Origin of the sequence: Methanosarcina sp., from assembly GCF_028693135.1 — an archaeon.
Lineage (GTDB): Archaea > Halobacteriota > Methanosarcinia > Methanosarcinales > Methanosarcinaceae > Methanosarcina.
This window is the reverse complement of the sequence record NZ_JAQUVZ010000001.1, coordinates 250,045-276,753: the sequence shown is the minus strand read 5'-3', so window position 1 is coordinate 276,753 and position 26,709 is coordinate 250,045. Positions and strand designations below refer to the sequence as shown.

At 45.1% G+C, this 26,709-nt stretch carries 20 protein-coding genes; 3 read left to right on the top strand and 17 right to left on the bottom strand.

All coding sequences use genetic code 11. The features are described from left to right. Nucleotides 1-21: 21 nt before the first annotated feature. From PHF18_RS01085 to PHF18_RS01060, 6 genes are all read right to left on the bottom strand, one after another. Nucleotides 22-1,500, bottom strand: coding sequence for a phenylalanine--tRNA ligase subunit alpha (locus PHF18_RS01085; protein WP_300097273.1), 1,479 nt, complete (start codon nt 1,498-1,500; stop codon nt 22-24). A 104-nt stretch (nt 1,501-1,604) separates the two neighbouring features. Continuing rightward, nucleotides 1,605-2,918 (bottom strand): tryptophan--tRNA ligase, encoded by a 1,314-nt coding sequence (locus tag PHF18_RS01080; protein WP_300097271.1) that lies wholly within the window; start codon nt 2,916-2,918, stop codon nt 1,605-1,607. A gap of 368 nt (nt 2,919-3,286) precedes the next feature. After that, a complete protein-coding gene (locus tag PHF18_RS01075) occupies nt 3,287-4,501 on the bottom strand; it encodes a radical SAM protein (RefSeq protein WP_300097269.1) in 1,215 nt (404 codons plus the stop codon). Nucleotides 4,502-4,916: 415 nt separating this feature from the next. Next, nucleotides 4,917-5,528, bottom strand: a complete 612-nt coding sequence (locus tag PHF18_RS01070) for a translation initiation factor IF-2 subunit beta (RefSeq protein WP_300097267.1) — start codon at nt 5,526-5,528, stop codon at nt 4,917-4,919. Between the two features lie 37 nt (nt 5,529-5,565). Then, nucleotides 5,566-6,087 (bottom strand): 50S ribosomal protein L16, encoded by a 522-nt coding sequence (locus tag PHF18_RS01065; protein WP_300097264.1) that lies wholly within the window; start codon nt 6,085-6,087, stop codon nt 5,566-5,568. 351 nt (nt 6,088-6,438) lie between these two features. After that, nucleotides 6,439-7,593 (bottom strand): DUF1786 domain-containing protein, encoded by a 1,155-nt coding sequence (locus tag PHF18_RS01060; protein ID WP_300097262.1) that lies wholly within the window; start codon nt 7,591-7,593, stop codon nt 6,439-6,441. A 193-nt stretch (nt 7,594-7,786) separates the two neighbouring features. On the opposite strand from PHF18_RS01060, the gene PHF18_RS01055 reads away from it, so the two are divergent. Next, nucleotides 7,787-8,326, top strand: a complete 540-nt coding sequence (locus tag PHF18_RS01055; protein ID WP_300097260.1) for a molybdenum cofactor biosynthesis protein B — start codon at nt 7,787-7,789, stop codon at nt 8,324-8,326. An 89-nt stretch (nt 8,327-8,415) separates the two neighbouring features. On the opposite strand, the gene PHF18_RS01050 is transcribed toward PHF18_RS01055, so the two are convergent. From PHF18_RS01050 to PHF18_RS01030, 5 genes are all read right to left on the bottom strand, one after another. Next, nucleotides 8,416-11,139 carry a tetratricopeptide repeat protein gene (locus tag PHF18_RS01050; protein WP_300097258.1) on the bottom strand — a complete coding sequence of 908 codons (2,724 nt, stop codon included), beginning with the start codon at nt 11,137-11,139 and terminating at the stop codon, nt 8,416-8,418. A 240-nt stretch (nt 11,140-11,379) separates the two neighbouring features. Further along, nucleotides 11,380-11,643 carry a FeoA family protein gene (locus tag PHF18_RS01045; RefSeq protein ID WP_300097256.1) on the bottom strand — a complete coding sequence of 88 codons (264 nt, stop codon included), beginning with the start codon at nt 11,641-11,643 and terminating at the stop codon, nt 11,380-11,382. Continuing rightward, nucleotides 11,640-11,804: a hypothetical protein gene (locus PHF18_RS01040; RefSeq protein WP_300097254.1), complete on the bottom strand. Its 165-nt coding sequence runs from the start codon at nt 11,802-11,804 to the stop codon at nt 11,640-11,642. The genes PHF18_RS01045 and PHF18_RS01040 overlap by 4 nt, the downstream gene beginning before the upstream one ends. Beyond that, nucleotides 11,801-13,906 carry a ferrous iron transport protein B gene (feoB, locus tag PHF18_RS01035; protein ID WP_300097252.1) on the bottom strand — a complete coding sequence of 702 codons (2,106 nt, stop codon included), beginning with the start codon at nt 13,904-13,906 and terminating at the stop codon, nt 11,801-11,803. Before feoB ends, PHF18_RS01040 begins: the two co-directional genes overlap by 4 nt. A gap of 301 nt (nt 13,907-14,207) precedes the next feature. Continuing rightward, nucleotides 14,208-15,005, bottom strand: a complete 798-nt coding sequence (locus tag PHF18_RS01030) for a winged helix-turn-helix domain-containing protein (RefSeq protein ID WP_300097250.1) — start codon at nt 15,003-15,005, stop codon at nt 14,208-14,210. Between the two features lie 384 nt (nt 15,006-15,389). Here PHF18_RS01030 and PHF18_RS01025 point away from each other — a divergent pair, with 384 nt between their 5' ends. Continuing rightward, the gene (locus PHF18_RS01025; RefSeq protein ID WP_048125196.1) at nt 15,390-15,650 is read left to right on the top strand and encodes a YhbY family RNA-binding protein; all 261 of its coding nucleotides are present in this window, start codon (nt 15,390-15,392) and stop codon (nt 15,648-15,650) included. Between the two features lie 710 nt (nt 15,651-16,360). Then, nucleotides 16,361-19,138 (top strand): alanine--tRNA ligase, encoded by a 2,778-nt coding sequence (gene alaS / locus PHF18_RS01020; RefSeq protein WP_300097243.1) that lies wholly within the window; start codon nt 16,361-16,363, stop codon nt 19,136-19,138. Nucleotides 19,139-19,688: 550 nt separating this feature from the next. Here the strand turns inward: alaS and PHF18_RS01015 are convergent. The 6 genes from PHF18_RS01015 to PHF18_RS00990 form a co-directional block, all read right to left on the bottom strand. Continuing rightward, complete coding sequence (locus tag PHF18_RS01015) at nt 19,689-20,729, bottom strand: methyltransferase domain-containing protein (RefSeq protein WP_300097241.1); 1,041 nt, start codon at nt 20,727-20,729, stop codon at nt 19,689-19,691. A 252-nt stretch (nt 20,730-20,981) separates the two neighbouring features. Next, a complete protein-coding gene (locus PHF18_RS01010) occupies nt 20,982-21,287 on the bottom strand; it encodes a DUF190 domain-containing protein (protein ID WP_300097240.1) in 306 nt (101 codons plus the stop codon). Nucleotides 21,288-21,491: 204 nt separating this feature from the next. Next, nucleotides 21,492-22,619, bottom strand: a complete 1,128-nt coding sequence (locus PHF18_RS01005; protein ID WP_300097238.1) for an isocitrate/isopropylmalate dehydrogenase family protein — start codon at nt 22,617-22,619, stop codon at nt 21,492-21,494. Between the two features lie 95 nt (nt 22,620-22,714). Then, the gene (locus PHF18_RS01000) at nt 22,715-23,203 is read right to left on the bottom strand and encodes a 3-isopropylmalate dehydratase small subunit (protein ID WP_300097236.1); all 489 of its coding nucleotides are present in this window, start codon (nt 23,201-23,203) and stop codon (nt 22,715-22,717) included. 715 nt (nt 23,204-23,918) lie between these two features. Further along, nucleotides 23,919-25,211: an ATP-binding protein gene (locus PHF18_RS00995; RefSeq protein ID WP_300097234.1), complete on the bottom strand. Its 1,293-nt coding sequence runs from the start codon at nt 25,209-25,211 to the stop codon at nt 23,919-23,921. A gap of 924 nt (nt 25,212-26,135) precedes the next feature. Continuing rightward, complete coding sequence (locus PHF18_RS00990; protein ID WP_300097232.1) at nt 26,136-26,486, bottom strand: hypothetical protein; 351 nt, start codon at nt 26,484-26,486, stop codon at nt 26,136-26,138. Between the last annotated feature and the right edge of the window lie 223 nt (nt 26,487-26,709).

Here is a 26,709-nt window from a genome sequence, read left to right as displayed (position 1 = left end):
TTGAATATTAGCTTTAAGTTTTCAGATCCTGCATACTTCGCTTTTGCGCAGCCAGTCGATGTCGGACTGGTAGAGCAGCCTGAGGTCTTTAAGCCCCAGTTTTAGCATGGCGAGCCGGCTAACTCCGAGCCCCCAGGCAAGGACGGGTTCTTTGATTCCGAAAGGTTCTGTAACTTCTTTTCTGAAGACACCTGCGCCTCCGAGTTCAACCCAGCCGAGGCCTTCCACGTAAACCTCAGGTTCCACACTCGGTTCGGTATATGGGAAATAGCCGGGGCGGAAGCGGATTTCTTCGAATCCCATCCTGTGGTAGAATTCTGCCAGGAGGCCGAGCAGGTCTGCAAAAGACATATCCTTGTCCATGACCACGCCTTCAAGCTGCTCGAATTCAGGGGTATGGGTCGGGTCAATTGTCTCCCTGCGGTAAGCCCTGTCAATGCAGAAGGCTTTTACAGGCGGTTCGGGGTGGTCTGCGAGGTGCTTTATGGTTACTGAAGTGGTATGGGTCCTGAGCACATTGCGTCCGGCAAGTTCCCTGTCCCATATTCCTCCCCAGCCGCAGGAGTCAATGTCCCCTCCGTTCTCGTGCATTGCTGCCACTTTCTCCGGATATTCAGCCGGGAGCTGGCAGGTACTGCCAAGGTGGAAGGTATCCTGCATATCTCTTGCAGGGTGGTCCTGGGGCTGGAAGAGAGCGTCGAAGTTCCAGAAAGAGCTCTGGATGATTCCGCCTTTGATCTCTGTAAAACCCATTTCCAGGAAGATCTGGCGCATCTGTTCAATCAGGCGCCTGTAAGGATGAATTTTGGCTCCGTAAAGGGGTTTTGGAGTGACGTCAAGCCTGTAGGATCTGAACTTTTTCCCTTTCCAGGCTCCACTCTTCAGCATTTCGGAGGTGATCTGGGCAATTTCTTCTTCAAGGACAATTCCCTGTGCTGCAAGAGCGCTTCCTGCATCTGTTATGGAAACAGTCCTGAACTTATCTTCGTGTTTTATGACTATTTTGCGCTTGAGCAGGTCCTTTACAGTCCCCTCGTCGGCTGCAAGCTCTTCTAAAGTCTTTGCCTTGCCTGTGAAAGCCGCAAGGGCTTCTTCATCTTTGCCAGCAGAAGCTTTTCCCGAAGGCACCATCATCCCGTTTTCAACCTTTGCCCACCCTTTTTTTACGAGCCAGCCGGTTGCAATTCCCACGGTCTGAGGGGAATAAAGGCTTCTCAGTTCTTCAAGGGAGATCGGAGCTTTCAGGGCGTCAATTATCTGGCGCTCCGGAAGTCCTGTTTTCGTATATTTTTCTCCTTCCTTTGTAAGGGAGTAGCGTTCGAGCACTTTTTCGGAAACGGAAGCAAGTTCTTTTTCCTGGAGCATGAAGGCTGCCTGCATTGCTGCATCTACCTGCAGCCCCGACTTCTCTTCAAGTTTCTCGGGAGCTGCCGACCCCAGTTCCTCAAGGGCTAGCAAGACCTTTTTCTCGTTGATTGTGAGATTATCCTGAGCACTCATATTGTAACCACGTCCTGATCTTCCTGAAATGATTATGATTCTGATAGGTTATAAGAATTTAATAAGTTGATGACTCATTTATTTTTTGTAGATTTATGCATAATTTATTTTTTGTAGATAATCCTGTACTCGTCAAGCTGTTCCCTGGCAAGTTCCCGCTTTTCCTGATGGTCTTTAAGGAAGTCGTGCATCTTTTCGGCTGCAAGCTGTTTGCATGAGCCGCACATCCTTGTTCCGGAGAGACATTCCAGCTTGATTTCCAGCAGTTCTTTGTCATCGTCAATCAGATGGAAAAGCATCAGTTCAAAGACAGAGCACTCTTCTGGTTTTCCGCCAAGCTTTTTCTGCTCTTCGAGGGTTACACAGCCTCCGGTCTTTGCCTTCTTTACCTTTTTTGCCCCTTCCTTCGGGTCGTCCGTAAGGGCAATCTGGCTTTCAGGGATGCTGCTGGACATCTTTCCTCCCTGCAGCCCGCTCATGAAGCGGTGGTAGGTGGATGCAGGAGGAATGAAAGCGTAGCCTCCGAACTCTACTGCTACCTCCCTGACAAGCTTTTCAAGCCCTGACAGATCGGGATACTCGAGCACGTCAATGTGCTCTTCGTAGAGTTTTACTTTCCCGGGAATGCGCTTCTTGAGTTCCTGAAGAGCCTCTTTCTGGGCGGCTTTTCCCCGGACGCTCAGGTATTTCCTTCCTGTCTTTACGTCTTCCCGCTCCTCTACCCTGAACATGTTCATCTTGCCTGCAAGCCCCCTTGTAAGGCGGAGGTGAGGGTCCTGGTCCGGACCTACGGGAACAACAACCGGTCTTGGTCCCCCGAATTCTTCGAGCTGGGGCTGGAGGATGTCTGCAGCCTGGGTTGCCACGCTGAGCATGTGGGAGAGGCCAGTCTCTCCTGAAAAGCCGTAGATGGCGCTCAGTTCCGAGAAATTGACTTTAGCCCCAAGTTCAAATGCCAGGTCTTTGACGCTTCCACAACCGGATTGGAAATAGATAAGACCGTCGGGTTTGAATCCAAGGGCAATCAGGCTTAATATGTATTCCTCTACTCCGATTTCCCTGCACTTCTGCCAGGAAAACCCGCGTACAGAATAAGCTTCCCTGTCTGCAATCCCGACAAAGGCCGAAGCTCCCATTTCCTGGTGCCAGACTATCTGGTCCATGACCATCTTATGTCCGAGGTGGACCTTTCCGGAGGGCATAAAGCCGTCCATAACTGAAAAAGGGGCACCTGTCCGCATAGCCTCTGCAATCTGTTCGTAATCACGGTGCCCGAAGATTATTTTTCTCCGCATGTACATATGCGGGGAAGGGATTTCCGGAAGTACGTTTTCAAAAGGAGAAATCCCGAATTCTTCGAATAACTTGGAATAGTCAGTGATATTGCTTGAACTCCAGGGGTCAAGTTTAGTATTCATAAAGTCCCTCAGGGGCTGCCTTTTTCCGGAATTTTGCCGCAGGCAGCTTTTTCTTGCTACATAAATAAGGGTAACGTAAATAAGGGTATAAACCCCATTCCGGCTAAATTGCTCTTTAAAAATACCTGCTCATATGTAAATGTTTATCTTCTGGCAGCCCTGGATACTGTCATTTACCTGTTATCTGTCTGTTATCTACCTGTTATCTACCTGTTATCTACCTGTTATCTACCTGTTATCTACCTGTTATCTACCTGTTATCTACCTGTTATCTACCTGTTATCTACCTGTTATCTACCTGTTTTTGTCCCTTAACTCTCTTCATCCGGTTGCCAGTAAATTCTGAGTAATTCTGTTATAAGCCCTGGTTATTTCTCGCAAATCTTTTCAAAAGGATAAGGCAATGCTGCCTCTTCAGGGATCTTGTCAACGAATTCCATAAACTCAGGGTCGTGCATAGGGCTCAAACTTTTCTGCCTCTGGAAATACGGATAGCTCCTTATCCTCTGCCAGATTTCTTTTAAGGGTACTTCTTTTACATTTCCGAACCTGAAAGGAGGGTAAGGGCTTGGTTTTACATCCCCATCTACGGTTACATGCATCCAGCGCCTGCCTGCCATTGCACCCATCATCTTCCCTTCAAAATAGGTGTTTGAAAACATTCGAGGGCCTTCCGGGTCCGAATTTATCTTCCGGTACATTTCAAGAATTGTCTTCCGGTTCCTGTTAGTGAGCACAGGCTCATCTCTGGTTTTTGGCATTGCTTCCCAGACTGAAAACTCATGCACCCCGAGTTCCGATGCAAGAGCATAGAGGGCAGGAAGTTCCTTTATGCTTGTTGGAGAGGTATGGGTTGTCATTACAACCAGAAGTCCGGCTTCAAGAGCCAGTTTTATTGCTGAGACCGCCCGGGCGTACGCTCCTGCCGATTTTCGGTAAGCATCATGTTTTTCGGGATCAGTTGAATAAATGCCAACCATTAGGGAATGAAGTCCGGCTTCTTTCAGTTTAAGGGCAGTTTCTTTTGAAAAATCCGTGCCCCAGGTGGAACAGTTCACTATAGCACGGCTTTTGTCCACATACTCGATAAGCTCGAAGATATCGTCCCGCAGCAGGGGATCATTCTCGGTAAAAGTGATTATGAAGGTGCCAAGTTCCAGGGCTTCGTCTATTATTCTTTTAATTGTGCCTGTATCCAGTTCGTCAGTGGCTGTTCCTGGCGGGTATCTTGAACTGGTCTGGTGGGTGAGCTCAATGGAGACGGTTTCAGGAATGTATTTTCCCAGCACTATCTGGATTTCTGCATAAATGAGACGCTTGAAAACAGGGCCTGGTATGGGAGGCAGCCAGGCTGAAGGAATAACCCTGTCCTCCTGTACAAGAGCCGGTTTTTCCTCCTTCAGGTGTGAATTCATCTTTTTCAGTATAGGGGTGCAGGCTGCTTTCAGGGTCCCGCTTGCTGTAAGTTTCAGGGCTTTCCCTTCATGCCGCCGAAGGTTCACAGACAGCCCTGGCATGGAGAAAAGTTCTATATTTCTGTCCCTTACAGGAGGGTCCGACACATTCTTTTTTTCAGGAGTCATTTTTCCTCACAGGTAATTTTTCTTACGGGTTCCTGATTTAACTGGCAAATATTTAATATGAGTTCCTGATTTAACTGGCAAATATTTAAAACCGTCTCTGGTTTAAAACTGCTCGTTTAAATCATTCTTGTTTTTTCCCAGCTAAACGGATATATTCTTTATTCAAAAAATATTCTTTATTCAAAAAATATGCTTTATTCAAAAAATATACTTCAAACCAGCGTCAAAGAACAGTGAATTCTTTAAAAATAGGCAATGCCTGAATGTAATACTGAAAACGAAATGATGTTGAATCTAAGAATATCAGTATGAGAATATCAGGCAGTTGAAAATAAGGATATGGGCTGTCCGGACGCGAGGATAAAATTAGTCGTCGGTCCGGACTGCCTCTTTAATTATTAAAAAAGCTTGAACCTCATGCCGCCCTTTCTGAGAAGGCGAGGTTTCCGCTGATTTTCTTTATCTTCACTTTGACCACGTCGCCTTTTCCGGCACCGGGCACGAAGACAGTGTATTTATCGATTTTTGCTATCCCGTCACCTTTGGACCCAACGGCATCTATCCGGAGTTCATAGGTTCCGCCTTCTTCGATAGCATCCCTGACAACCACGTTGCTTACCTTTCTCTTTTTGACAGGTCTGTGAGCCCCACAAGCAGAACATTTCAGGATAAGCACTCTGTCCACCCTGACAAGCTGGGTATCAGGGCGTTCGCATTCCGAACACATAACGTATTCGTCAACATATGCCTGAATATTATCTGTAATCTGAGCTCTCGTAAACCTGCCCTGGAAGACTGCACGTGTGCCTTCTATCTTCCCTGCAGTCCCCAGTTCCCTGGTGAGATATTTCATCAGGTGGTCAGGGTCCCGGTTAAGGATGTCTGCAATATTTCCAAAGTTATCCAGAATTGTGGTTTTTCCTTCGGAAAAGAGTTTGGGGTCAGGGATTACGAATCGAGCGTCAGTAGTCTTTGTTTCCGGCATCTTTTCTATTGCACGGTCCAAAAGCTCTTCGTAATCATACATTCTTTAGGCTCCCTCGTAATCTTTGCGGCTTTACCGGTTACTGTACCAGTTCTGCGCCTTCGTCGATAACGATTCTGCAGGGGGTGGGCAGTTTCTGTCCAGCGTGCCAGAGAGCTTTCTTTGCAGCCTGGAAGTTCTGCTTCTCAACAGCTACTGTAAAGATCTTCTGCATTGCTTCTACCCTTGCTGCAGTACCGACATTCTTTCCAAAAGCCCTGCGCATCCCACTGGATACACGGTCAGCACCAGCGCCTGTTGCCTGCTTGTTTTCCCTGAGTACTTCGTGGGGATAAACACGGAGCTTCATGTAAAAGCCCATCTTTCCGGCATCTCCACTCAGGTGCCTGTTTGCTGTAATACGGGCTGCTTCAAGAGCAACGTGCCTTATCTGGCATTTTTCTTCTACAAGCAGGGAAATTTTAATCGGGAAAGTGGTATTTGCTTTATCTCCCATGTCATAGTGAATAACCTGACTTCCGGGAACACCGCCCATGTATTTTTTTCGGGTAAATGAGCGCTGCCTCACGTTTCTGTACATACTTCCTGGCTTTCGTACCATAAGCTTAATTCTCCTGAAAGATAATGATTTTAATCGAAATGATTTTTAATAAAAATTTGTTGTAACGGATTTGTTTCCGCATATAAATGTTTGCATCACGTTCACAAAAAATCGTTTAGCAAACCATTCAGTATGAGATATGTGCATATAGAGATCCCTGCATGTATTTACATTTATCTGTAAATCTGCCCTTGCGGGTTCTTGCAGGAAACTTCTGTGTCCCCAGGTTCTCCGATAGGGAATTTCATGCCTGAAATTTTACAACCCCTGAACTATTATATATCCCGGGCTTAGGTGACTTACTCCCTACTACTTAGTTGTTTATAAGTTTTATTGATGGCCTCTTGTGGTTTATATTTTATTGACGGCCCCTGGTGGTTTATATCTTATTGACAGCTCCTTGTGGGACGGCTCCGGGTACGTTTCAAAAAATCCTGCAAGAAGTCCAAAGCAGCCGGAAAGCATCATACTCCCGAAGGGTGCGGCAAAATGCAGCTTTTTTGAAATTTCCTGTCTGACCTCTGAGTCTGGAAGCTTTTCAAGCATCTCCCTCTTCGGACCGGTAATCATTATCGAGCGCACCTGCTCAATGCCGGTGGCTTCCTTTATATATGCACCATGCCCTCCGTCATTAAAGACTTCATCAAATCCAAGGGTCCCCCCGGCAAGCCTGATAATATAGTCCTGGAGCTTTTCCGGATCCATGCTGGAACTGTGGTGCTCAAAAATAGCTGTGATCCTGTTTTCATTTACAAGAGCCCCAAGAGTATGTCCGTTTCCTATATTGACCACGATGGAAGGCTGGACGGCAGCAGGGTCGGGAAGAGCCCCAAATACGGCTGCAGGTCCCGTATCCATGAAAACGGCCCGCGTTTTAAAGGTTGTAGTGGCTTTAAGAAGTGAATCTGCCTGGGCTTTCATGCGGGTAAAAGCCTCTGGGATTTCTTCGGGGCGGTAAACGAAGTTTTCGAGCTTTCCTCCCCTATCGATAAGTTCCTTTAGAAGTTCAAACCTGTAGACCCTGTTGCTCTTATCCGGGGCGTTTCCGTGGTCTTGCACCGCCACTGCATAATTTTCCGGCATCCTTACTTCAAAATTTGAAAGTGCGCATGAAACGGCCCAGGGATCAAAGTCCTGCATAACAATTTCCAGCGCCTCCCCTGAACCTGCAAGGTTCTTTGCCTCCTCCTCTGAGACAATCCTGACTCCGAAAGCCTTCACTTTCTCAAGGTTGTCATGAATGGTCAGAGCAGCTTCTTTCGTGGCATACACAGGAAGCCCTGCTTTTAAGTGAGCGCGGACAGCCCATGCCGAGGGTCCCCCACCCATTATGGTCCCGGTAAGTACAAGTGCCTTTCCTGCTTTTGTCACTCTCCGAACTCTTTCCGCTGTAACCTGGGTGGGAGCGGGCATGACCATAATCAGGCTGTTTTCAACCTCTTTTGCCGAGTCAAAGAGCAGGATATCCTGCGTACCTGTACCTATATCTGCCGCAAGTATGTGCATAACCTGAGCATTGGGCTGATAAGTTATTAAAATATGGGCAGGTAAGTAACAGTGCAGGATACAGGACAACAGGAAGAATAAACATAATGTGGAATCATAACGTGAAAGCATAATCTGAAAATCATAATGTGGAAACTGAACCGGATAACCATAACAGGATAACTATCTGAATCTATTGGAGAGTGCCGTTTTCATGAAAGAATCCATACCTGAAATTCACAAAAAAGACGCTAGAAAATCTTATTCTTTTGCCATAATTACAATTTCGACCTCAAGGTACGAAAAGTATGGAGATTCAATTTCTCCCGACGAGGCGGAAGACCTTTCGGGAAAAGCTATGAAAGACCTTCTTGAGGCTGCAGGCAACACCGTCTCTTTCTACAGGCTTGTGCCTGATGAAAAGAATGCAATTCATGATGCTGTTTTTGCCGCTCTTGGCAGCTCTGCGGATCTGGTCATAACAAGCGGAGGTACAGGGCTTGCTCCAAAAGACCTTACTATCGAGTCTGTAGCCCCTCTTTTTGAAAAGGAAATCCCTGGTTTCGGGGAACTTTTCAGGTACAAAAGCCTTGAGGAAATAGGGACGTCGGTAATCCTGACCCGGGCTTCAGCAGGTGTAATAAAAGGAAAAGCTATATTCTGCCTGCCAGGGTCCCCAAATGCGGTGAAACTTGCCCTTTCTAAAATTATCATTCCTGAAGCAGGGCACATTGTCAGGCATGTGAAGGAATAACTCTGATAAGTTGGAGTAGATGGGGCTTCTCATGAAATAAATGAGCTTGAAGAAAAGGTAATCTCAGTACTGTCGTGAAATTCCAAAAATCACTTCTCTGCGTTTTCGTTTATCTTTGAAAGAAGCCTATTGTAATTGTTTTTTATTACTACTGTATTGGGATGATTTTGCCCATTTTTTTCAACTATATCTAATGCCCTTTGATAAAGTGGGAGTGCTTTTTTGTACTCTCCAATCCGATAATTGAGTCCTGCGAGATTATTTAGTATTGTTGCAACATCTGGATGTTGTGGCCCCAGAGCCTTTTCTTTTATTTCGATTGTCCTTTGATAAAGTGTAAGTGCTTTTTCTTGATCCCCCATAATTTCATAGAGCCCGGCGAGATTATTTAGGGTTCTTGCAACATCTGGATGTTGTGGTCCCAGAACTTTTTCACGAATGTCAAGTGATCTTTGATAAAATGTAAGTGCTTTTTCTTGATCCCCCATACTTTCATAGAGTAATGCAAGGCTGTTTAGGGTTCTTGCAACATCTGGGTGTTGTGGTCCCAGAACCTTCTCATATATTTCAAGTGAACGTTGAGAAAGAGAAAGTGCTTTTTCGTAATCTCCTATATGCCTATAGAATCCGGCGAGATTGTTTAGGGTTGTTGCAATACCTGAATATTGTGGACCAAAAACCTTTTCATTTATTTCAAGTGCTCTTTGATAAAGTGGGAGTGTTTTTTGGTAATCTCCCATACCATCATAAATTAATGCAATGTTGTTTAGAGTTGTTGCAATATCTGGATGTTGTGGCCCCAGAACCTTTTCATATATTTCAAGTGCTCGTTGAGATAGTTGGAGTGCTTTTTCGTACTCTCCCATCTGACGATAGAGTAATGCGAGATTGTCTAGGCTCGTTGCAAAATCAGGATGTTGAGGACCCAGAACCTTTTCTTTTATTTCAATTGTTCTTTGATAAAATGTAAGTGCTTTTTTGTACTCTCCCATACTTTCATAGAGTCCAGCGAGATTGTCTAGGGTTATTGCAACATCTGGGTGTTGTGGGTCCAGAACCTTTTCGTATATTTTAAGTGCCCGTTCAGACAGTTGGAGTGCTTTTTTGTACTCTCCCATGTTTTTATAGAGTAATGCGAGATTGTCTAGGCTTGTTGCAACGTCTGGATGTTGCGGATCCAGAATCGTTTCACCAATGGTAAGTGCCTTTTGACAAAGCGGAAGTGCTTTTTTGTACTCTCCCATTTTGTGATAGAATACATCGAGAATGTTTAGGATCGTTACAATCTCTTTGTGTTCAGGTCCGCATTTTGCTTCCAGAATTTGCAGCATTTCTTCATACATAGGGGCAATTAATTGCCAGAGTGCTGCTCTGTTGAACGGATCAGATACATAAATAAACCATTTGAACAAATCTTCCTCTTCAAATGCCTCTTTTGCATGGTAGAAGGCTTCGGTAAGGGCTAATTCATGCTCTGGGGTAATTGCTTTGATATCAAGGTCTTCTATTTTGTCACTGTAGTAAGCAAGCAAAAACTGATGAGTATTTTTTCTATCAGTGGAATCTTGATGTTCTTGGAGGCTTTTCCTCATTAACTGGTGAATAGAATATTTATCATTGGAGTCTGTTTTGATAAAAGAAAATTTAATCAGTTCTGAAAAAGCACCAGTTGGAAGTCCTGGGTCAAACTTTTTCATCAATAATTCAAAGAGATCCCGATTCCAGAAATTAGGTGTTGAGAGTACTTCGAGCGCTCGAATCTCATTGCGATCCAGATATTTCACAAATCTATTGAAAACTTCTGGCTGTGTTTTTCCGAAATCTTTAGAAACCGGCTGTCTTTTCTTGTATATCTTTTCAAAAGTATCAATGGACAGGTTAAGGTAGTACGGAACTCCTTCACTGGATTTGATAATTATATCTCGAATCTCTTTGTTTTCAATACCGCAATCTTCCAAAAATTCAGTACAATAGCTTTCTGGAAGCTCGTCTACTGAGTGCTGTTCCAGATATATATCCCAATCAGGATCACATTCTGGAACCCATAGCAATTTTTCTCGTCCGCATATAACCCATGAAACCCTAGGCATGTTTTGGATAAGATTGTCCCTGATCCATTCGTCTTTTTCATGAAAACTGCCTTTATCCCTCAAACCATCCCAGAGAGCTTCGTAAGTGTCAATAAAAATGTACGCCCTTGAGCCTGTGCCTAAATAATCTGTAAAATCTGCAGCAAAAAAGCCGGGTAATAATTTTTCAATTTCAGGGGCTTCCATAGCTGTAAGTATATTTATGTCTACAGCGTGTTCCTTAAAACATCTCATAACGTTGTCTGGAGCATTGTTTATAGTGTCCCAGATTAATCTTGCAGGTCCAAATTCATTAAGGACTTCTATTATTTTGCTGAAAAATTTTCCTTCTTTTATCAAAGGATAGTTCTCTATTAGCAAGGGAATTTCAGGATGGAGCTTTTTCCAGTATATAGCATGAGCAATATTGAAAAGGTAAAACTTAGCTTTGTATTTCTCCTGAATCTTGTTTCTGAGAGTGGTTAAAAAAGTGCCAACTTCTCTGTAGGTCTTTGTGTTTAGATCAATAGCTGCCCAGAGTATTTCAGAATACTCTTCATCCAGTATTTTTTGCAATTCTTTCTGCAGCTTGCTTTTCCCGATTCCGGCAATTCCATAGTAAAATAATACGTTGTATTCTCGATTTCCCGAATTCTGGATAGTTTCTCTGAAAGCCTGAATACAGGGTTCCCTATCAACAAATACTCTCTCTTTCCCAAAGTGAGTTGTAGGACCGATTGGCATGCATATCTCCACAGGCCAGTTTTCCGATCAACTAAGCTTCCGACCTGTGGAAGTATTTTCAACTTGCTCTATATTACACTGTTGAAATCTTTCAATTTCGAAAATCAGACAAAAGAGGCCCATTAAAATAAGCTAAAACTTTCTCAAAAGATTTACATAATCGGTTTCTACAACCTTTTGTCCGCGCCGCGTACATTTTGGCTTCTTGTACGCAGTCAGTTAAAAAATAGGAATTTTGAATTAGTAACTGACATAGATATGGTTTGCAATTTCCCTGTCCACGGCATACCTGGTCTGGTCTACCTCAAAGAAGTAGGAGGGAGAGCGCCTGAGCAGGGTGACAGGCATTCCGGGCAGGATGCCCATCGCTATCAGTTTCTGTAATATCCCCGGGTTTTTCGTTTCCAGATGGGCGATCTTTCCTGCTTTTTTAGGTTCCATTGAGGAAAGTGTGGTAGTTTTAAGGGTGGGATTCAGGGAGATGTGTGAGTTTTCTGCTATCATTTAAAGAGGCTCCTTATAAGCTGTATTATCTTTGCTTCTTTTACGAGTTCGTACCCGCAGGAAGGGCAGCACTGCTTGTTGCAGTTGTGCAGTTTTCCGCAGCCGGTACATTTTGTTTCATTTGCTTTTTCAAATTCGCTTCCGCACAGGGGGCAGTTCACAGGCTCACCCCCAGCACTTTCAGCAGGGTGTTTACAATAAAACCTGCGAGGAAAGCAGAGGGGAAAATGAAGCCGGAGATTGCAAGGGCCGTCTTAAATCCTCTCTCCTTTATTGTCATCATGAACTGGGCAACGCAGGGCATAAAAAGGGTCAGAGTGACTGCTGCAACTACAAGCTGCACGCCTGTCAATAACCCGGCATCATGCATTCCGTAGAGCCCTGCTGCCCCGAAGTCCCTCCTGAAAAAGCCGAAGAGAAAAATATCCGCAGCATCAGCAGGTAAGCCGATCCAGACTGTCGGGTATTCCATAGCTTTCAGAGCAAGGGCAAAAAGACCTGTCAGCCTCCCTATCCAGATCAGCACGCTTGCCAGGACAAAGAGGGGAAGGACTTCCAGGAAGTACCAGTGCATTCTTGAGTAGGTCTTAACAGCTATGTTTGAAAGCTGCGGTATCCTGAGGGGTGGCATCTCCAGTATGAATGTCGGGGCTTCTCCCGGTAGAAGTTTGGCAGCCAGGTACCCTATGAAGGCAAATTCAAGCAATATCACACCTGCCCAGATAATCAGTCCGTTTGGGTTTCCGGACAGGATGGAAAGAATAATGCCAAGCTGGGCTGAACAGGGGATGGCAAGGGCGAGCAGAATGGTTGAAATCAGCCTTTCCCTTTTTGTCTCAAGAGTCCGCGTGACCATCGTAGCCATAGTTGAGCAGCCAAAACCAAGCACCATCGGAATTACTGCCCTTCCACTGAGCCCTATTTTTTTGAACATCCCGTCCAGGAGCAGGCCCAGCCTCGGGAGGTATCCCGCATCTTCGATAATTGAGAACACCAGGAAGAAAGCTCCCACTATTGGCAGGATAAGGGCAATTGTATAGGTTACTGCCTGCGTAAATATCCCGTACTCCCCTACAAAGAGGTCCTGCAGGGTAGGGTAAGGTACAAGGGACGTGAACCAGGTGGTTACCAGGGGGTTTATGTGCTCTCCGAATACCGTGTTTTCCAGGAAGTCAACAAGTGTGCCTGCTGCAAAGACCCCTACGAAAAGGTAGAGCCCGAAGTAAAGGACAAGGAACAGCACCGGAATGCCAAGCAAAGGATGGGTTAGCACGCTGTCGATATTTTCTGCGAGGAGGATTTTTTTCGTTTCCCTTTTTTTCTTTTCGGTTTTTGTTTCCTGCCCCGTTTCTTTTTCCTTTTCCTGCACTTCCATTACCTGTTCCACTATTTCGTTTACAAGCTCCTGTCTTTTGAGGGTGAACAGGTAGGACAGAGGGATTCCAGCCTTTATCGAGGCTATTTCTGCAAGTTTCTGGCACTCCTCAAAGCCAGTTTCACTGCCCTTACTTTTCTCTCTTTTACGCCTGTATACCTCCCCGGGGCTGTATACAAAATCAAGTGCTGTCCTGTCTCCCTGAAGCAGCAGGAGAGCGAGGGATCTTTTTGATATCCCGGTTTCTTCTGTAGTTCCCAGCAAGCTTTCTATTTCCGAGACGTACGGCTCTACTTCCGGTCCATAATCGATTTCCCGCGTACTTTTCTCATGAGTAAATTCCATAATTGAAGCTTTGAGTTCTTCAATTCCTTTCCCCTCACTTGAAACCGTACCTACTACAGGGATTTTGAGAGACCTGCTGAGTTCCTGTATGTCAATTTCTATTCCCCTTTCCTCAGCTTCGTCCATCATGTTCAGGACAAGGATAAGGGGGAGCCTGGCTTCAAGAAGCTGGAGTGTAAATGAGAGCATGCGCCTGAGATTCCTGGCATCCACCACATGCAGGCAGACAAAGGTTTTCTCGTCAAAGAGCAGGCGCTGGGAGACTCTCTCTTCCTCGCTTACAGGGAGCAGGGAATACATTCCGGGGGTGTCGATAATTTCATACTCCTTGTCTCCGATCTTGCTTTTTCCCCGGCTGATCTCAACTGAGGTCCCCGGATAGTTGGAGACGACAGTATAATTTCCTGAAAGGGCATTAAAAAGGCTGCTTTTGCCTACATTGGGGCTTCCTACAAGTACAATTTTGGGCAGCCCTTTACCCGGGGTGCAGTCTTTTTTTCCCCGGCAGCACTCTTTTTCAGGACAGATAAGTGGTAGTTTCATGCTTTGACTCTCATTTATGCTTTAGCTCGGTTATTTAGGCAACCCTAAATTTTTATTTTGGCCATATTTAGGCATACCTAATATTTAAGGTTAATGAAGTACCTCCTGATTTTTATAGACGGGCCTTAATTAAAATCATCAATTTAAAAACAGTCTCGTTTAAAAACATCAATTTAAAAATATCAATATAAAAAAGTCTCAAACTCAGGAATATCTGAAAAACAGCTTTTAACCTGAGATTACGTTTTCACATTTGGCAGCCTGTTTAGCGTGGGGTAGCTGGCAGTTACTTCTCAAACTCTTATTTTTCTTTAATTTCTATCTCTCTGCTTATGTCTCTTAAGTATTCGAACAGGTCTTTTCCCCATTCTATTGCCCCGGGTTCGAAGCTAATTACATACTGGCGGTCAAATCTTCCACTTTCATTAAATAGCCCCAGAATCATTATTTTATCTGAAGACACAACGGCTGCAGGGGTCTCCACTTCTTTTTTGTCCAGAATAAAGAGACTTGTGTTCTGCATTCTGAGAAACTCTCCTACTTCTTTTTTGAAATCTTCTGTAAGCCGCAAGTACACAGATTCACTCAGTACAAGGGAGATCTCCGTTCCTTTTCTGGCAAGCTCCAGGAAAAAGACAGGGAATTGGGGATGAAAATAGGAGAAAAACATGAGGATATGGTTAGAGTTAGAAGTATGCTTCACGAATTCCGGGTTAAGATCAAAAGTATGGCTCAGGTCCGGTTCTATGAGGCTGTAATTTCCAAGGTCGCTGATCCGTTTTATAATATGAGGGGGAATAGGTGAGAGTTTTCTGTCTGCCCAGAATTCTTCATTTTTCTCAAAAACATTCAGGGTAGCAAGAAGAGGCTGCATTTTCTCTATAACAATCTCTCCTATCAGGCTAAGGCTATACATCCCTTCTTCGTGGATTACGAGGTTCTGTTCTTTCAGCTTTTTTATCTGGGGAAGGAGAGCGGTTCTTGGAACCTGAAGCCTGTCGAGAATTTCCTGGGCATTCTTTGGTCCTTCCTTCAATAACAGGAGAAAATCTTTTCGCTTCTCTGAAAACAGGATCAAATCAAGCAAGTTTGGGTTCATTTACGGTCGCCTCCCGGAAGTGGAAAAGGGGGGTTATTTTCCGTTTTTGGTTCTTTGTAGTGTTAATGAATATCAAGCCGATAATAAAGGTGTCGAAATTAGTTGAAATACCTGTTCAGGTTCAGTATCTATCAACACAAAAAGCCCACATACCGGTGAAATAAGTAACTGATAAAGGAACTAACCAGCTGTTCCTTTAATTGGGCTCGCCGGGAAACTTTGATATAGATGCCGGTGAGAATGGGTGAAATCATACTCAAGGGTAAACTAGCTTCAAGGTAGAAGGAATTATTTCATCGATGTTGTGCATTTCTTATCACATTGATGATATGAGCTTTTATAATTAGCAGGCGAGTTTTATCATTAACGATGTGAGGAAGGGCAATGGAGAAAGAAAAACTATACCAGCTGAAATCCGATGCAAGCAAAATCAGTCCTATTCTTAATATTGGAAAGAACGGGGTCACTGAATCTTTGATCGAAGAACTGAACAATAAGTTGAAAGTTAACAGGCTTGTAAAGGTCAGGGTACTCAAGAGCGCAGAAGAAGGAAAAGACTTGAAAACGATCGCAGATGAGATCGCCGTATCTACACGGTCCACATTGATTGATGTGCGCGGCAGGACAGTTGTGCTGTACAGGTAATTATTTCAGGGAGCAGGTATACTTGATTAGCGTTATTTAAGTTGAAGCTTTTGAGTAACAGTATTATAATTGAAATCTAATTGAGATCTAATTGAGAGTAATAATTGAGATCTAATTGAGAGTAATAATTGAGATCTAATTGAGGGTACTTAAGTAGCCGAAGTATACTTCTTTTAACCTTCTCCCTATGATATCGTTTTTTTCGGGTTGATTTACAGGCGAGAAGTCTACCTTCAGAGGCAAAGAGCGCTTTTTTATCTTCATAATGAAGAACAAAGTTTTTCTGTAGAAGTGCCTCTAATAGTTAAGGTTCGTAAGTGTGGGCCCGTTTAAATATAAATTCTTATGTAACATTATTATATATTTCATCAGTATTACTGTAAATTTCATCAGTATTACTGTTAATTTAATCAGTATTATATAAATTTCAGCAGTATTATGTAAGTTACTTATACTGAAAAACAATTAGCTGTAAAAGTTTATTCGTACACAAGCCCACATAGCCTCATTATTTGAGGTTGATTTCATACTGCTGTACGTAAAATTACGGATAAACGCATTGAGATCGTCATATAAGATCATTACAAAATCACCATATAAGCACTAAAGTGCCTGGAAACCCCTAGACGGTTGAGCTGGGATACTTCTGCTTTCCTTTTATTTTCAAATACAGCGGGGCAGATCGCACCCCCCCATCCGGAGAGATTATCATGCTTGAAGATGAGTATCAACTTGACTTTTTCAAAAACAACGGTTTCGTCCGGAAGCAGTGCCAGAAATGTGGCAAGTTCTTCTGGACACGTGACCCTGAAAGAAATACTTGCGGAGATGCGCCCTGTGATCCTTATTCTTTTATAGGGAGCCCTGTCTTTTCCAGGGAATTTAATATTTCAGAGATGCGCGAATACTACCTTTCCTTCTTTGAAGCAAGAGGGCACACAAGGATTGATCGCTATCCTGTTGTCGCTCGCTGGAGAGATGATATTTACCTTACCATTGCTTCAATTGCAGACTTCCAGCCCTTTGTAACTTCAGGACAGGTTCCACCTCCTGCAAACCCCCTTACGATTTCCCAGCCGTGTATCAGGTTAAACGACCTGGACTCGGTGGGCAGGAGCGGACGCCACCTGACAACTTTTGAAATGATGGCACACCATGCTTTCAACAAAAGGGACAATGAAATCTACTGGAAGGAACATACCCTGGAACTCTGTGACGAGCTCCTGACATCTCTCAAGGTAGACCCATTCGCTGTAACCTACAAAGAAGAGCCCTGGGCAGGCGGAGGCAATGCCGGACCCTGTGTGGAAGTCATTGTGCATGGGCTTGAGCTTGCCACTCTTGTTTTCATGGATCTGAAGACCGACAAAAAAGGAGATATCCTGATCAAGGGTGAGACCTACTCAAAGATGGACAACTACATCGTGGATACAGGATATGGTCTCGAGCGTTTTGCCTGGGCTTCAAAGGGTTCTCCTACGATTTATGATGCTCTTTTCCCTGGCATAGTAAACGAACTCATGGGGCTTGCAGGGATTGAACACGAACTGGATAACTCCGAGTATGCAAACATCCTGGCGCAGAACGCCCGGCTTGCAGGGTTTATGGATGTCAGTGAAAAGGCAAACCTGATAGAACTCAGGAAAAAAGTTGCCTCAAGCATCGGGATGACCGTGGAAAAACTCTCGGCTATCATGGAACCTGTCGAAAAGGTCTATGCGATCACTGACCACACGCGCTGTCTCACCTTTATGCTCGGGGACGGGATCATTCCCTCCAATGTCAAAGCAGGGTATCTGGCACGCCTTGTCCTGAGAAGGACGCTGCGCATGATGAAAGACCTGGATATCAGGATTCCACTCTCCGAAATCGTGGACATGCACATAAAGAACATGCCCGAGTACCCCGAGTTCAGGAATAACTTCCCTGTCATTCAGGATATCCTGGAATCCGAAGAGGAAAAGTTCAATGCTACCATGGAGAGGGGGCGCAGGATCATCCAGAAATCGGCATCCCATTTCAAGAAGACCGGAGAAAAAATTCCTCTTTCCCAGTTAACCGAACTCTACGACTCACACGGAATACCGCCAGAGATGGCAAAAGAAGTTGCAGCCGAAATCGGGGTAGGAGTAGAGTTCCCTGACAATTTCTATTCCATTATTGGTGAACTGCACAACAAGGCGGAAGCAAAGGAAGAACAGGTAATTCCTTTTGCAGAAAGGCTCATACACCTTCCGAAGACCAAACGCCGCTTCTATGACGAGCCAACCCGTCTGGATTTCGAGGCAGTAGTTCTTGATGTGTTTGATAACCATATCGTGATGGACAACACATTCTTCTATGCGGAAGGTGGAGGGCAGCCTGCAGATCTCGGGACCGTCACTTGTGGAGACGCCATGTATAGGGTTGTGGATGTTCAGGTCTATGAAGGTATAATTGTACATACAGTTGACATTCCAGGCAGGAAACTTGAGATCACCAAAGGCGATATTATCACCGGGAAGGTCGATGAAAAGCGCAGGATGGCCCTTGCAAGGCACCACACAGCAACCCATATTGTAAATGATGCTGCCAGAAAGGTTCTCGGAAAACACATCTGGCAGGCTGGTGCCCAGAAGTTTGAGGACCACTCAAGGCTTGACCTTTCCCATTACAGGCACATCTCTCCTCAGGAAATCAGGCAGATCGAGCTTCTTGCCAACCGTACAGTTATGGAAAACAAACGTGTGGTTACGGAATGGATGACGAGGACTGAAGCTGAGCAGATATACGGCTTTGGGCTCTACCAGGGCGGGGTGCCCCCGGGAGAGAAGCTCAGGATTGTAAAGGTCGGAGACGATGTGGAAGCCTGCGGTGGGACCCACTGCCTGAGTACTGGCATTATCGGCCCTATCAAAATCCTGAAGACAGAGAGAATTCAGGACGGGGTAGAGAGGATCGAGTTTGCAGCCGGAGATGCAGCCGTTCGCGCCATGCAAAAAATGGAATCTCTCCTTGTTGATTCCGCAAAGACCCTGAGTGTGCCTCCGGAACACCTCCCGGTAAGTGTGGAACGTTTCTTCGGGGAATGGAAAGACCTCAAGAAAGAAAACGAAAGGCTTAAAGAAGAACTTGCCCGAACCAGGGTTTACAGGATGCTCGGGGATGCTTCCGAGGTTGCAGGCCTCAGGGTTGTTGCCGAATCTGTTGTGGGAGCAGATTCTCTTGAACTCCAGAAGATAGCTACGGAACTTCTGAAACAGGAAAATGTAGTTGCCCTTCTTGCAAGCGATGTTGAAGGCGTCAAGCTTGTAGCATCTGTCGGAGAAAAAGCCATAAAATGCGGAATCAATGCCGGTAACCTTGTCCGCGAGATGTCAAAGATTGTCGGTGGAGGCGGAGGCGGAAAGCCGTCCTTTGCAATGGGCGGCGGAACTGATCCCACAAAGATGCAGGATGCTCTTGCCAGAGGGCTTGAGCTTGTGAAAGATGCCTGCAAGGAAGCCTGAACGCCGAATGGATGTATCAGGCTGAATGGCTCAATCAAACCCGATTGAGCCGAAAATCAAAACCGATGCCGGGTTTTTAAAGCCCGGTTTTTTTACCTTTTTTAGTTTCTGGATTTCTCTTTTTCAGATCTTTTTATCCTGATGTCTTTTTTGAGCATTTTCCAATTATAGGTGGTCCGCAGTTAATTGTTTGATACTATTACGGGGCACTCATATGGCTTTTTCCAGTCTTTCCGTTCTTGCACCCCGGTGCCGCTGGAGGCGGGGGGCTTTGAGCAAATTAAAGTGCAATCTTCAGCCGCAATGGTAAATTGGGTCTCAAAATATCACTTTCTTACCGGTGGGCAGCTAAATTATAGATTAGAATGTGAACATCACACTTTATTCAGTCCAGTCTCTATAACAACAGAAGGCACGGAAAGCATGGGGGAAAAGAGTACAGATAAGGCTATTCCGTGCACGTTGGTGTTTTTCTGTGGTTAACTTCTTAGGTTAATTTCTTATTTTGAAATTAATAAAGGAATTTGAGAATTGCCTATTACTGTATTTTTCAGACCTTAAAAAGCATTTCGCAGAGGATTGCAACACCGTCTTTTACAAAGAGGTGTATGGTTTTCTTCCCTTCAAGGCCTTTTTCAACTTCGTTTCTGACTTCCCAGTAATCTTCGGGTTTTACGCCTGCCCGAAGCACGACACTCCCAATGTTTCTGTCCTTCAGGAACTTATTGATTTCCCTGGGCTCAAAGGGGATGACCCTCAGGACCAGGTAGTGATGTTTGATCATGGACTGCTTTATCAGGGCATCTGAGGTCAGCAAAAGCCTCTTTTTGTCAACCCTGAAAAGTTCGAAAGCTCCTACAATGGGCCCTGCTACCTCCATCATGGATTCAACAAGTTCAGGCAGAAGCCCTGCTGCAACAACAGAGGGCTCGGGTTCATAAGCGCAGAGTTTCATCTTTTCCGCTTCCCTTATCTTCGGGAACGGCATATTCTTAGAGACCAGCCCCTCGCCTGCAGGAAGAGCCACAGCAAGCCGGTCATACTGTTTTAACCCGCCGAAGTAGAGAGTCAGGCGGTTGAGCTGCCCTTCCAGGGAAATATACTCTTTTTCACAGTCAAAGGGAATCCTTTCCGGCGGCATCTGGGGTGGAGCTTCGAAGGCGAAATTTGTTGTCTTTTCCCCATAAGCCGAAAGCACATTCGGGATTCCGGGCTCAAGGCTTGATACATGCCTCTCATCCTCTTCTGCCGGGCGGAAAGGGTCCGAAAAGACCACATCTACTGCCGGGATCTGCTCGATCACTTTCGGGTCAAGAGCGTCCCCGCAGATGAATTTCACATTATTAAGCCCGTACATCTCGCAGTTCTGTTTTGCATACTCGATTTTCCCTGGGTCGATTTCCACTGCATATACGAATTCGCACTGCTGTGCAAAAAAAACAGTCTGCCCTCCTATCCCGCAGCTGATATCAGCAAGAGACTTGCATTTCAGACGCTGCGCCCTGTAGCGGGCAATAGGCTCAGGGGTTGCAAAGCGCACGCTTTCCTTATCCCCGTGCAGGGGTTTTTCAAATTGTTTTCTCCGTGCCACATCGATCAGAGGAGTAGTAGGAGTTTTATGGGATTTAAAGGCAACTGAAAAGGAAGGTTGTATTACTTCCCGAGTTCCAAACCTTGTTTTCGTGGAGATTGCTCGCGAATAAAATTAATTATAAGAATGGAGGGTGTCCAGTAGAGTTTCAATCCTTGTTTTCGTGGAAGCTACTTCTCGACTGAACTGCGGTTGGAAAAATGGAAATAATTGTGTTTCAATTTTTTCTGGCTTGAAATCGGCCTCATCTGTTTAAAGAATCTCCACTGCCTGCATTGTCATAAGCTCTTTTCCTACAATTTCTCGCAGCTTTGGAACCAGAGCTCGGATTTTTTCTTCTCTGTCAACTGTTTCCACAACTACTGGAAGGCCATTGCTCAGCTCCAGGATCTTCAGGGTATGGATCTTTCCGTCCGTCCCGTAACCTTCAATTCCTCTGAGCAGGGTTGCGCCGCTGATGCCGGAATCACGCAAAAGTTCGAGGACTGCTTCGTGGATGGATTTGCCGTGGTAGGTTGAGTTTTGTTTCAGATAGATGCGGAGAAGTACGGATGACATTGTTAAAACCTCAAGTGTGTATCTTTTGAAAAACCTAATTTTAAAATTAATTTTAAAACTAATTTTAAAACTAATTTTATTCTTATCTCCGATACAGGATATAAATTTGATCAAAAATAGTTCTGATTCTCAAAAAAGAGTCGGAAAATTCCGGCAATTCTGCGTTAATATTTTTAAAAGAAAATGTAAAGAGGGAGATTTGAATTATTCTCCCTTTATTATCCTTGCAATGTCGTCTCCGACATCGGAGGTGGTGCTCTTACCGCCCATGTCGTAGGTCTTTACTTTGCTGTCCAGGATATTTCTCTGGATTGCACTGACTATATTATCTGCAGCTTCTTTTTCTCCGAGCTGTTCTATGAGCATTGCGCCTGCCCAGATTGTGGCAATCGGGTTGACTTTGTTCAGGCCTTTGTATTTCGGGGCTGAACCGTGGATTGGCTCAAACATGCTTGTCCCGTTCGGGTTGATGTTTCCGCCCGGGGCAAGGCCGAGGCCGCCCTGGATCATGGCACCGAGGTCGGTGATGATGTCTCCGAACATGTTCGGGGTTACGACTACATCGAACCATTCAGGGTTTTTCACAAACCACATTGTAATGGCGTCAACGAAGTTGAAGTCCGTGGTAACGCCGGGGTGCTTTTCAGCAACTGCGCTGAACTCTTCTCTCCATAAGCCGTATATGTCGGAAAGAACGTTTGCCTTATCAACAGATGAGACGTGTTTTTTCTGGTTTTCGGCAAGGTCGAAGGCGTACTCGATAACTCTTTTTGTACCTTCTTTGGAGATTAGGCCGATCTGGTACCCAATTTCTTCGCTGTCAGTCTCGATGTCAAGGCCGAATTTTGCGGAGTAGAGTGTCCTTTTGACTTCAAGGAGGTCTTTACTCTCTCCTTTTTTTGCCCTGCCACCGATTCCTACGTAAAAGTCCTCGGTGTTTTCTCTGACCACGACAAAGTCGATGTCTTTTGAGGTCTTTTCCTTGATCGGGGTCCAGACTCCTTCGAGGAGTTTTATCGGGCGCAGGTTGATGTACTGGTCAAAGTAAAAGCGCGCAGTTAATAAGATTCCCTTTTCAAGAACCCCGGGGGCAATCCTCGGGTCTCCGATGGAGCCAAGGTAAATGGCAGGGTAGCCGGACAATTCCTTTAAGGTTTCTTCCGAAATCAGTTCTCCTGTTTCCAGGTAGTGATCTGCTCCATGCGGGTATTCAATCCATTCTACATCAAAACCAAATCTCTCGCCTGCGGCGTCAATTACTTTTCTGCCTTCGGCGAGGATTTCTGGGCCTATCCCGTCGCCGGGGAGGACCGGAATCTTATACTGCGTCATGTTTGTGCTCCTTTCAAATTTACAGGCAAAACTGCCTTTTTAATGCGAGATGTCAAACGTGGGTCAGGGCTGTCTCTGGACAGGTTTCCTGTTTTTCATTGCTCAGAGACCAGTTTCCGGGCATACTCTATAAGCCCTCCCGCATCCACGATCTCGCGGACGAAATCCGGGAGGGGGGTTGCCTGGTAGGTCTCTCCTTTCGTTTTGTTTTGAATGACCCCTGTTGCAAGGTCTACTTCAAGTTCATCTCCGTCATCGATCCTGTCCGTGTCCGGGCATTCAAGGACAGGGACTCCGATATTGATCGCATTCCTGAAAAAGATCCTTGCAAAAGACTTTGCGATCACACAGGATACCTTTGACCCTTTAAGGGCAAGAGGTGCGTGTTCGCGCGAGGATCCGCAGCCGAAATTGCTTCCAGCGACCACGATGTCATTTTCATGAACATTTCTTGCAAAATCAGGGCGTACGCCTTCAAATGTATACTTCGCCAGCTCTTCCGGGGTATTGAAAATCAGGTACCTTCCGGGAATTACTGCATCCGTATCCACGTCATTTCCGAATTTCCAGGCTCTTCCTTTCATAAACCCTCAGCAGGAAACCCCTGAGTCTTTAGCTCAGGGGAGGAATACGTCACCTTCCACATCCTGCTCTATTGAATTAGTTTTTTATTAATGTAACGAGGGCGAATAAATCACCCTCCACCTACATACGTAGGGTCATGCGTATCCCGATTGTGGACTCCAACTTCGTGAAGTTGGAGTGTTACAGCGTAGATGGAAGTACTCCAACTTCGTGAAGTTGGAGTGTTACAGCGTAGCTGGAACCAGTCAATCAAGGAATCCGACCTCCTCTCGATCTGATATGGAAAGGTTTAACGATGCAAGCACTGTCCCTACCTCTCAGGACTGTTTAACCGGCATCCTTAGAGCCTGAAACTGAGGCGGCATTTCAGGGTAACTATGTATTCTTTCCTATCGGTTCCCGATTTTCCGTTGCTCCAAATCGGGGATCTGGTCAACCAGGGCTTGTTAGACAAGCCCCTGAGTCTTTAGCTCAGGGGCAGTTGACGAAATCACCGTAATTTGCTGTAATTAAAAGCTGCTGATAAAATGTTCACAGCCTGTAACTCAGCTAAACTAACAGGGTTGAAGTATCACAGGTAATATTTAAATTATTTTCTGACAGGTTATAAATATGGTTAACAATTCACGCTTTTTTTGCCACCTAATTTGCTTGACCACTCTATAAAATTTCTTATGATATCTCTTATGATGTTGTTTCTTCTTTTTCCTCTCTTCAGGGCTCAAGAGCACTTGGCTCTCCTCCTCCGTGCCAGCTCTTTCTCGGGCGGATGCGCACCATATGGACCGATTCTGAGTGATCATCTACTATCAATGCAGCTCCCCTTTCACTCCCCATTTTCTTCATGTATGCCCTGAGGCTTTCCTGCATATAAAGAGGCCGCGATGTTTCAAGGGCAAGGATATCGTCACTTGAGGTGAGGCGGTGGCAGATTAGAAGGTCGCTCTGCGAGACAACATCAGGGTGAAGGCTTGCAGGTCTCTGGGTCGCCAGTACCAGGGAGAGACCGGGCTGCCTGCCCTGCCTGAGGCAGCGGTTAATAAGCACTTCCGAAGCGAGGCTTTCTTTCCCCACGGGAACGAAGATATGAGCCTCATCTATGAAAAACCAGACCATGGGGAACTCTTTTCCTTCCTGCTTTTCCCCCATCTGCTTTTTTTCATAGGCTCTTCTTGACTCAAGCCTCTCTGCATAAAGCCTGCCTGCAAGAATTGATACTGCCGCAGCGCAAACGTTTTCATTTTCAAGGGCGCTTATATCAAGGACTGTTGTCCTGCCCCCTGATATTAGTTCTGATAGAGGCGTCCCTTCCTTTGAAAACAGACCCCACGACTTCACAGCCCTGAAATAGTTTTCAGCAGCTCCTTTAGATGCTGAATCCGAACGCGTATCCAGAAATATCTCGCTGATAACGTCTTCAAAAGAATAAGGTTCGCTTCTTTCCCGGAGGGATTCAATAGTCCTCACGAGCATAATTCCAAGAGGAGAAACCTCTTCAATCTTGAGGAGCCTGCACCACTGGCTTCCGGAGAGCTCCCGGATTGAAATCGAAAAAGGCTTTACCTCTATGTTTCGCGTCTTATAGGCTTCGACCTTCCCTGCCGGCACGAAAACCTCGGTATCGAGTCCCGTGGGGGCAAGGTCCCAGCTTTTTAGCCTTCCTGCCTCGGAAGCATTCGGATAACTCATTGTCCAGAAAATTCCCATGGTATCGACGATAAGGGACGCAAGTTTTTCCTTGATGGCAGGAGGGAGAAAGGCAAGTTCTTCCAGCATGCACCCCATCGTATAGGACTTCCCGTATCCTCTTTTTCCGCAGATCAAAACAGCATGAGGTTTAAGGGCATCCAGATAAACGGCTGCTCCCCTCGAATGGTCAAGTGCCATATAGTTTCCAAGAAACAGGAGCCCTTCTCCAGTATTTTCTTCATTACCAAGAATGCGCAACGTCCCGCTATATTTTCTTCCAGAAGCAGGTCTGAACTCTTTATTTTCCCCTTCAGGCATCCTTGATAGTATCGAACTGACAACTACTTAATATAATTTATTAAGAGGGGGTAAAATAAAAGTCTTGATCTTTAAGTTTTTCATGGTAAGATATGCAGGATACCCGTGTCTTTAGACATGGGAGGAATGCGTCAACATCCCCGTACCTGCTTTCATCCCTCATTTAAATAGCAATAAGTTGGGTGGGAGCTAAAAAGAAGCTCCCCTCTACTTTCGTAGAGTAATGCGTATCCCGATTGTGGACTCCAACTTCGTGAAGTTGGAGTGTTACAGCGTAGATGGAAGGACTCCAACTTCGTGAAGTTGGAGTGTTACAGCGTAGCTGGAACCAGTCAATTCCGGAATCCGACCTCCTCTCGATCTGATATGGAAAGGTTTAACGATGCAAGCACCGCCCACAACCCTTTAGGGCTTTTAACCGGCATCCTTAGAGCCTTAAACTGAGGCGACATTCAAGGGTAACTATTTCTTTCCTATCGTTTACCGATTTTGTTAACTCCAATCGGTGATCTGGTCAACTTAGACACTATTACATGCCTGCCAATTTATTTGTGGGTAGTTGACGCTTGAATCCCTTTCTGAGTTTCTCTTCAGGGAATGTTCAGTCTAAAAATAGGGTGGCTTAATATCAAAATCGGGGATATCCTAAATAAACCGATATGAAATACTCATGTTCAGGAATATTTGTTCTTGCATTTATATATCAGTACATCTCAAATTAAGAACAGGGGAGTTGGAAGTTTGAGTACAGAAAAAGCGTTAAAGTTATGGAAGGTTCTGATGTTTATACTGATGCTTGGAGTGACGTTTATTTTCCTTCTGGTAATTGCTGGCTAATCATAAACAGTGTCGGATGAAAGATCTCTTCTTGTTTTTAGAGGGGACTTTTAGCGGGATTTTTGTCCGGATTTTTAAGATGAAGTTTTATAGATCAATTTCTTTGAACATTTCATTTTTGTTTGTTCCCGGATAACCATATACCTGAAGGCAGGTGGATACCAGGTTAACTGGGAATTGAGGTTGGATGATATGATCCCTGAGTATAAACTCGGTAGATATAAATCGGCTGAATATCAACTGACAGTCGAATATTAAAAGCCAGTAGTTAAAAAAAAGGTATTTTGCAAATGTTGGAAGTAAAGATTGACATGTGCGGCCATATTTCTTCCCCCTAATTCTTTCACCTCTTATCAGGCATTGACTTCCCAGGCGCTGAGGATGCCTGATTTTAGAGGTTATGGTATTCGCTCCATTCCCCCCTTTCTTTACTTCCACATTTGCTTTTCCGCGTTAGCGGCCTCGTCTTTTCTTCCTAAGTCCTATCATCTCATGAAGAAAAGGCACCATCATCGTTATGTTTATGTGAGGGTTTGCTCTCCAGTACGGAATTTCAAAGGTCACGGTACCGGGAGCATGAGTACTCTTTATGTTCAGGGAATAACCTTCATGTTCAGGGAATAACCCTGGTAAACTCCGGGATGAACGTCACTTAACCTGC